General features: G+C 63.3%; 6 protein-coding genes and 1 other RNA gene. All 7 read right to left on the bottom strand.

Translation table 11 applies throughout. The annotated features are described in order from the left end of the window. Nucleotides 1-80: 80 nt before the first annotated feature. On the bottom strand, nt 81-1,367 hold the full coding sequence (locus tag QZ564_RS18705; protein WP_297113364.1) for a saccharopine dehydrogenase family protein: 1,287 nt from the start codon (nt 1,365-1,367) through the stop codon (nt 81-83). Nucleotides 1,368-1,412: 45 nt separating this feature from the next. Then, nucleotides 1,413-2,513, bottom strand: coding sequence for a carboxynorspermidine decarboxylase (locus QZ564_RS18700; RefSeq protein ID WP_297113361.1), 1,101 nt, complete (start codon nt 2,511-2,513; stop codon nt 1,413-1,415). Between the two features lie 138 nt (nt 2,514-2,651). After that, an RNA gene (gene rnpB / locus QZ564_RS18695) (RNase P RNA component class A) lies at nt 2,652-3,035 on the bottom strand. A 32-nt stretch (nt 3,036-3,067) separates the two neighbouring features. Then, nucleotides 3,068-3,814 (bottom strand): DnaJ family molecular chaperone, encoded by a 747-nt coding sequence (locus QZ564_RS18690; protein ID WP_297113359.1) that lies wholly within the window; start codon nt 3,812-3,814, stop codon nt 3,068-3,070. 90 nt (nt 3,815-3,904) lie between these two features. Further along, nucleotides 3,905-4,675 (bottom strand): hypothetical protein, encoded by a 771-nt coding sequence (locus QZ564_RS18685; RefSeq protein ID WP_297113357.1) that lies wholly within the window; start codon nt 4,673-4,675, stop codon nt 3,905-3,907. A gap of 128 nt (nt 4,676-4,803) precedes the next feature. Beyond that, nucleotides 4,804-5,697, bottom strand: a complete 894-nt coding sequence (gene metF, locus QZ564_RS18680) for a methylenetetrahydrofolate reductase [NAD(P)H] (RefSeq protein WP_297113355.1) — start codon at nt 5,695-5,697, stop codon at nt 4,804-4,806. A 3-nt stretch (nt 5,698-5,700) separates the two neighbouring features. After that, on the bottom strand, nt 5,701-6,591 hold an 891-nt coding region (locus QZ564_RS18675; RefSeq protein WP_297113353.1), incomplete at its 5' end, for a metalloregulator ArsR/SmtB family transcription factor.

The raw sequence follows: 6,591 nt of genomic DNA, 5'->3' as shown, positions 1-6,591 counted from the left end.
CGGCATGCCTCGCGCATCGCGGAACGCTCTTTGAGTCCATGCAGAAAAGAAAACGGCCGGGAAACCCGGCCGCTTCAAATTTACGCCTCGCGGGCCTTGGGCTGCGCCCGCCGGTTCTCACTGAACTCGGCGGGATCGAATGCCCGGTCGCCCTTTTCGTCCCGAATGCGGGTCGGCAGGCCAATCCTGCCCAACAGGTCCAGGAACGGCACGGGCGGCAGTTCCTCGATATTGGCCATGCGGTGGCAATCCCAATCGCCCTTGGCAATCAAGAGGGCCGCAGCGATCGCCGGAACGCCGGCCGTATAGGAAATCGCCTGGCTATTGGTCTCGGCAAAGGCCTCTTCGTGGTCCGAAATATTGTAGACCAGCAATTCGGTCGCGACCCCGTTGCGTTCACCCTTGATCAGGTCGCCGATAAAGGTCTTGCCGGAATAGTCCGGCGCCAGCGACATCGGGTCGGGCAAGACGGCCTTGACCACTTTGAGCGGCACAACCTCCAGCCCCTCGGCGGTCGTCACCGGCTGCTCGGACAGCAGGCCGAGATTGTTGAGCACCGTGAAGACGTTGATGTAGTGCTCGCCAAAGCCCATCCAGAAGCGGATATCGGGCACGCCGAGATTGGCCGAAAGCGAATGGATTTCGTCATGGCCGGTGAGATAGGTCGTGTGCTCGCCCACCACCGGCAGGTCGTCGGTGCGCTTGACCTCGAACATCTTGTTGGCTGTCCACTGGCTCTGCTGCCAGCTCCACACCGTGCCGGTGAATTCCCGGAAGTTGATTTCCGGGTCGAAATTGGTGGCGAAATAGCGGCCATGGCTGCCGGCATTGACATCGATGATATCGATGCTGTCGATCCGGTCGAAATAGGCATTGGCGGCCAGCGCGGCATAGGCATTGACCACACCGGGGTCGAACCCGGCGCCCAGAATGGCGGTCACGCCCTTGCGCTCGCAATCCTCGCGGCGCTTCCACTCGTAATTGCCGTACCAGGGCGGCGTCTCGCAGATCTTTTTCGGGTCCTCGTGAATGGCCGTGTCGATATAGGCCACGCCCATGTCGATACAGGCGCTGAGCACGCTCATATTGAGGAAAGCCGATCCTGCGTTGAGAACGATCTGGCTCTTGGTCTGCCGGATCAGGGCCTTGGTGGCTTCGACATCCATGGCGTCGAGCTGGTGGGCGGCCAGAATACCCGGGCGCTTGAGCGCCTTTTTCTCGAGAATGCCGGCGACCAGCGCCTCGCATTTCGAAACCGTGCGGGAGGCAATGTGAATGTCTCCGAGCACATCATTGTGCATTGCTGCCTTAAAGGCAGCGACTTGCGCGACACCTCCGGCGCCGATGATCAACAGGTTCTTTTTCAATTGGCACGAAACACCTTTTTCGAGGGTTACGGGATCAGCCTGCCCTTATGACAGACTGGCGACATAGTCGGCATAATCGAAGCTTTGCACAAGGTCGATAGCGCCGTTTTTTCTGCGAATGGCTATAGCGGGCATTGCCACGCCATTGAACCAGTTTTTCTTCACCATGGTGTATCCCCCTGCATTCAACAGGGAAATACGGCTTCCCACCGCCAGTGGTTCAGGAAAATCGAAGGTCCCGAACACATCTCCGGCAAGGCAGGATTTGCCCGCAATCTGGTAACGATGCGGCCCCGCATCGGGCGCCACCGTCGCACTTTCCCGATAGACCAGCAGGTCCAGCATATGGGCTTCGACCGCGCTATCGACGATGGCCACCGCGATCTCGTTTTCGACAATGTCGAGCACTGTAACCTCGAGCGTGGTGGTGCCGGTGACAATGGCGTCGCCCGGCTCGAGATAGACCTGCAGGCGGTATTTTTCGGCAAAGGCCTTGAGCCGCGCCGCCAGCGCATCGAGGGCATAATTCTCGCCGGTAAAGTGAATGCCGCCGCCAAAGCTCACCCAGTCGATCCGCTCGAAAAAACTGCCCAGCTTGGCTTCGAAGGCATCCAGCAACGCGGCGAAGGACTCAAAGGAATCGTTCTCGCAATTGCAGTGGATCATGAAGCCGCTGACGCGATCCATCGCCTGTTCGACCCGGTCGAGGTCCCACTCGCCCAGCCGGCTGAACTTGCGCGCCGGATCGGCAATGTCGAAATGGGAGTGGCTGACGCCCGGGTTGACCCGCAAACCAACCGGCAGATGCCGCGCCTTGTCGCCGAACCGGTCGAGCTGGTTGAGCGAGTTGAAGATCACCTTGTCCGCATGGGCAATGGCTTCATCGATCTCATGATCCGCCCAGGCAACCGAGTAGGCGTGCGTTTCCCCGCCAAACTTCTCGCGCCCCAGACGCACTTCATTCAGCGACGAAGAGGTCGACCCGTCCATATGCGGCGCGATCTGCGCGAAGGTCGACCAGGTTGCAAAGGCTTTCAACGCCATCACGCATTTGGCGCCCGAGAGCGCCCGCAGCCGATCCACCTTGGCCAGGTTCCGGTCCAGCGCGGTCTCGTCGACCAGGTAATAGGGGGTAGTGAGGGGCATCGCGCTTACTTCAACTCTCCATAGGCGTGTGCCCGCCAGTTCAAGAACGGCGGAGGAAAGCCGCACGATGTAGCGGCCTCATCCGTCATGATCAAGAGGCCCAGGCGCGACATGCTGCCCACGCCAGTGAAGAGAGGCAGCGCCAGTTGACCTGTAAGCCGGGTTCTGTAGGGCCGTGTTTCCACGACGTGGTGACCATTCATCTGAGGCGGCTGTCGCCAGCGCGCTCGTGCAACCAACCCGGACGACATGACCTCGAAACAGGCTGGGCCGAAGCCCGCGTCATCCCTATTTGGTCTTGCTCCCGGTGGGGTTTACCGTGCGGCCCCTGTCGCCAGCGGCCCGGTGCGCTCTTACCGCACCCTTTCACCCTTGCCGACCCGAAGGCCGGCGGTTTGCTTTCTGTGGCACTTTCCCTGGGGTCGCCCCCGGCGGCTTCTCGCCGTCACCGTGTTTCGATGGAGCCCGGACTTTCCTCCAGCGGACAGTTACCCATCCGCCAGCGGCCACCCGGTCAACTGGCGATGCCTATGTGCGGTGTGGAAGCGTCGCCGTCAAGCCAGCAGCGGCTGCGGCTTGGGCCTGGTGATCGCCTGATAGGCCAGATTGATAGCCGACATGCGCGCCGTCGCCACATCGATCAATTCCTCCGGCACGCCCTTGGCGATCAGCCGGTCAGGATGATGCTCGGCCACCAGCAGGCGGTAGACCCGGCGCACTTCTTCCGGTGGCGCATCATGCGAGAGCCCGAGCACAGTATAGGGATCAACGCCGTCATCCAGCATGACATGCTGGCTAGCGATCTGTTCGAAGCGCGCCTCATCAAAGCCGAAGATAGCGCTCACCTCGCGCAGGTAATCGAGTTCAGCCTCGTGCACGAGCCCATCGGCAGTGGCGATGAAGAAGAGACCGTCCAGGACGTGCTCCAGCGTATCCGGCGTGTCGGCGAAAAACCGCGCTACCTTGCGGGCATAGGCGTCGTAACCGGCGATGTCCTGCTTGGCCAGGTTGAACAGCCGCTCGACCTGCGGTTCGCTGCCCTTGGCAATCTCCACGGTCGCGTTGAAGGCACGCACCTCTGACGCGGTTACCGCGCCGTCAGCGACCGCCATCTTGGCCGAGAGAGCGATCAGCGCCAGCGTGAATGCTGCGTCGCGCCCGCCGGGCAACCAGGTGTCGGGATCTAGGATATTGGCGACATGGCCGGCCACGCCTGTTCGCTGGGAAAAGGAGCCCAAAAAGGCAGACAGCTTCTGCCAGATATCGCGATTGTCTTCGGCCTTGCGGACACAGCACAGCATGTTCCGGGCTTCCCTTTCCCGTTGGGCCAACACGATTACCCTGTTTGCGCTGCCGGGTCCATGTCAGCCAGGTCATGGCGGCCCTGCCCCTCACTCAAAGGGGTAGAAATCACCCCCATAAGCGCGCGGGAATCGCGTGACACCAGCGCTGGAATTGGGCCCTTCATCCAGAAAGAACCCATCCGGATCATAATCTGGAGCCACCTGCTGGGTTCCGCCCTGACGGCGGGCAAGAAACTCGGACAGCGGACCACTTTCCCAATCTTCAAGATCCTCCGACGTTACGATTGCCGCCGGCTCCTGGATCACCAGCGGGGGCTGGGGCGCCAGTGCACGGGGCACGGATTCGGGGCGCTCCGATACGGGCGTGGGGAAGGTGACAATGCGGGTTCGTGACACGGCTGCCGCCGTTTCAACCTCCGGCTCGGGCGAAGCAGCGGTTTGGCCGGGAGCATCCGACGGCGTACTCACGACTGCGGTTTCACCCGGTTCGGACGCACCCCCGTCGCTGATATAGCTGGGCATGGGTCGGCCGGACCTGACAAAGGCGTCCACGGCATCTCCGCCCGAAACGCGAGGGACTACGCTCGCCGTCCCAACACTGTCGGTCCCCGCAGCGGGCTCAGATGCGACCGAAGGGGCTTCCGCTTCGGTTGCTTCGGCCACTTCGACGGGCTGGGGACGCTCGCTGGCCGCTGTCGGGAGAGCCAGCGCCGCAGGCGCCTGCTCCTCGATCACGGCAATCTGCGGCTCGTCCGATATGCCAGTCAGGCGCAGGGCCGCGTCGGCGGCGGGGATGGCGATGACAAGCAAGGCGCCGGCCCAGGCCAGGCCATTGGTGATACGGCGATCAATCTGCATAGAAAACGGCTTCCAACATGCTCCGCCCGAGCGAGGGGACATCGCCCCTTTTCATGGCCACAATATGAAGGCCATTCGGGCGCGAATCTGCGGGGCGCTGGCTGAACACAGGCTGAACGCCGCCACCCTCAGGGCCGCCGCCCCAAAAGGCGCGCCAGCGCCAGGACCAGGTTGGAGCGGTTGAGCGTATAGAAGTGAAACTCGGTGACGCCCTCATCGAGCAGTTCGGTCACCTGCTCGGCCGCAACGGCCGCGGCGACCAGCGCATGGGTTTCCGGATCGTCTTCCAGTCCCTCAAAGCGCTCTGCCAGCCAGCCGGGAATAGAGGCTCCGCAGCGCTCGGCGAAACCCGAGATCTGCTTGAACGAGTGGATGGGCTGAATGCCCGGCACGATCGGCGCGGTGATCCCCGCTTTGCGCGCGCGCTCCAGATAGCGCAGGAAATCGGTATTGGAGAAGAACATCTGGGTGATCGCGCGGGTCGCCCCAGCGTCGATCTTGCGCTTGAGATTGTCGATATCGGCATCCCAGTCGGCGCTCTGCGGATGCTTTTCCGGATAGGCGGCAACAGAAATATCGAAATCGCCCAGGCGGCGAATGCCCGCCACCAGGTCGGCGGCATTCTGGTAGCCCTCCGGGTGGGGCGTAAACGGCTGGCCCACACCCTCCGGCGGGTCGCCCCGCAAGGCGACGATCTTGGTGACCCCGGCCGCGGCATAGCCCTGCACGACGGCGTCGACTTCCGCGCGCGTAGCCCCGACACAAGTCAGATGCGCTGCCGCGGCCACGCCGGTATCGGCGGTGATGCGGCGGACCATGCGCAGGGTACGTTCGCGGGTGGAGCCACCCGCGCCATAGGTCACCGAAACGAAGCGCGGGCTGAGTGGCGCCAGCCTGGTGATGCTATCCCAGAAACGCTCTTCCATCGCGTCGGTCTTGGGCGGGAAGAATTCGAAGGAAAGCTGCAGGTCGGGGCGCTGGTCGGCCGTCTTGCGGCTGGCGCGCAGATTATCGTCAAGCATGGTCTAGTCCACTTTGTTGCGGTCGCCGAGATGCCAGAGGCAGACGGTCAGGCCGCGATCCTTGCTGTCACTGGGAAACTCGCGCACCGAAAGCACGTCGAGGCCGGCCAGGGCCGCCCAGTCCTTCATCTGTTCCCGCGACAGGCCCAGCCGCCGATGGGCGTGCTCGGTGCGCAGGAACTCAAGCTCATGGGGCGCGAAATCGACGATGAGAATCTCGCCACCAGGCCTGAGCAGGCGCCGGGCCTGCGCCAGCATGCGGCCGGGATCGTCGAAATAATGCAGCACCTGATGGATGACGATCACATCGGCCGGTCCGATGGCGGGATCGAGCGCGTTGATATCGCCCAGGCGCACCTGCGCATGGCTCAGGCCGGAGGCCGCCAGGCGCGAGCGCGCCACCGCCAGCATTTCGCGGCTCGAATCCAGGCCAATGCCCCGCTGATAGGCGGGCGCCAACACTTCGAGCATGCGGCCCGTGCCGGTGCCCAGATCGAGCAGCAGATCGACCTTGCGGCCCCCAAGTTCGGCCAGCACGGCCGCTTCCACGGCCGCCTCGGGCACATGCAGGGTCCTGAGCAGGTCCCAGCTCTCGGCCACCTTGGCGAAATAGTCGGCGGCAATCGCCTGCTGCTCTGCCCGGGCCTCGGCCTGTCGCGCCTTGTCCCGCTTGCGCTCGGGATCATTGGGATCGACCCGCGCCGTCAGCCAGCGGGCCAGTTCCGCCCCCTGCCCTTCGGGTGCCAGGCGGTAATAGGCCCAGGCGCCCTCGGCATGGCGCTGCACCAGGCCGGCATCGGCCAGCAGCTTGAGGTGCCGCGAGACGCGCGGCTGGCTCTGGTCGAGGATTTCGGTGAGATCCTTGACCGAATGGTCGCCATCGGCCAGAAGCGC

The organism is uncultured Devosia sp., from assembly GCF_913055165.1.
GTDB lineage: Bacteria > Pseudomonadota > Alphaproteobacteria > Rhizobiales > Devosiaceae > Devosia.
Note: the sequence above shows the minus strand (reverse complement) of the source record. Positions and strands in the feature narration are given on the sequence as shown.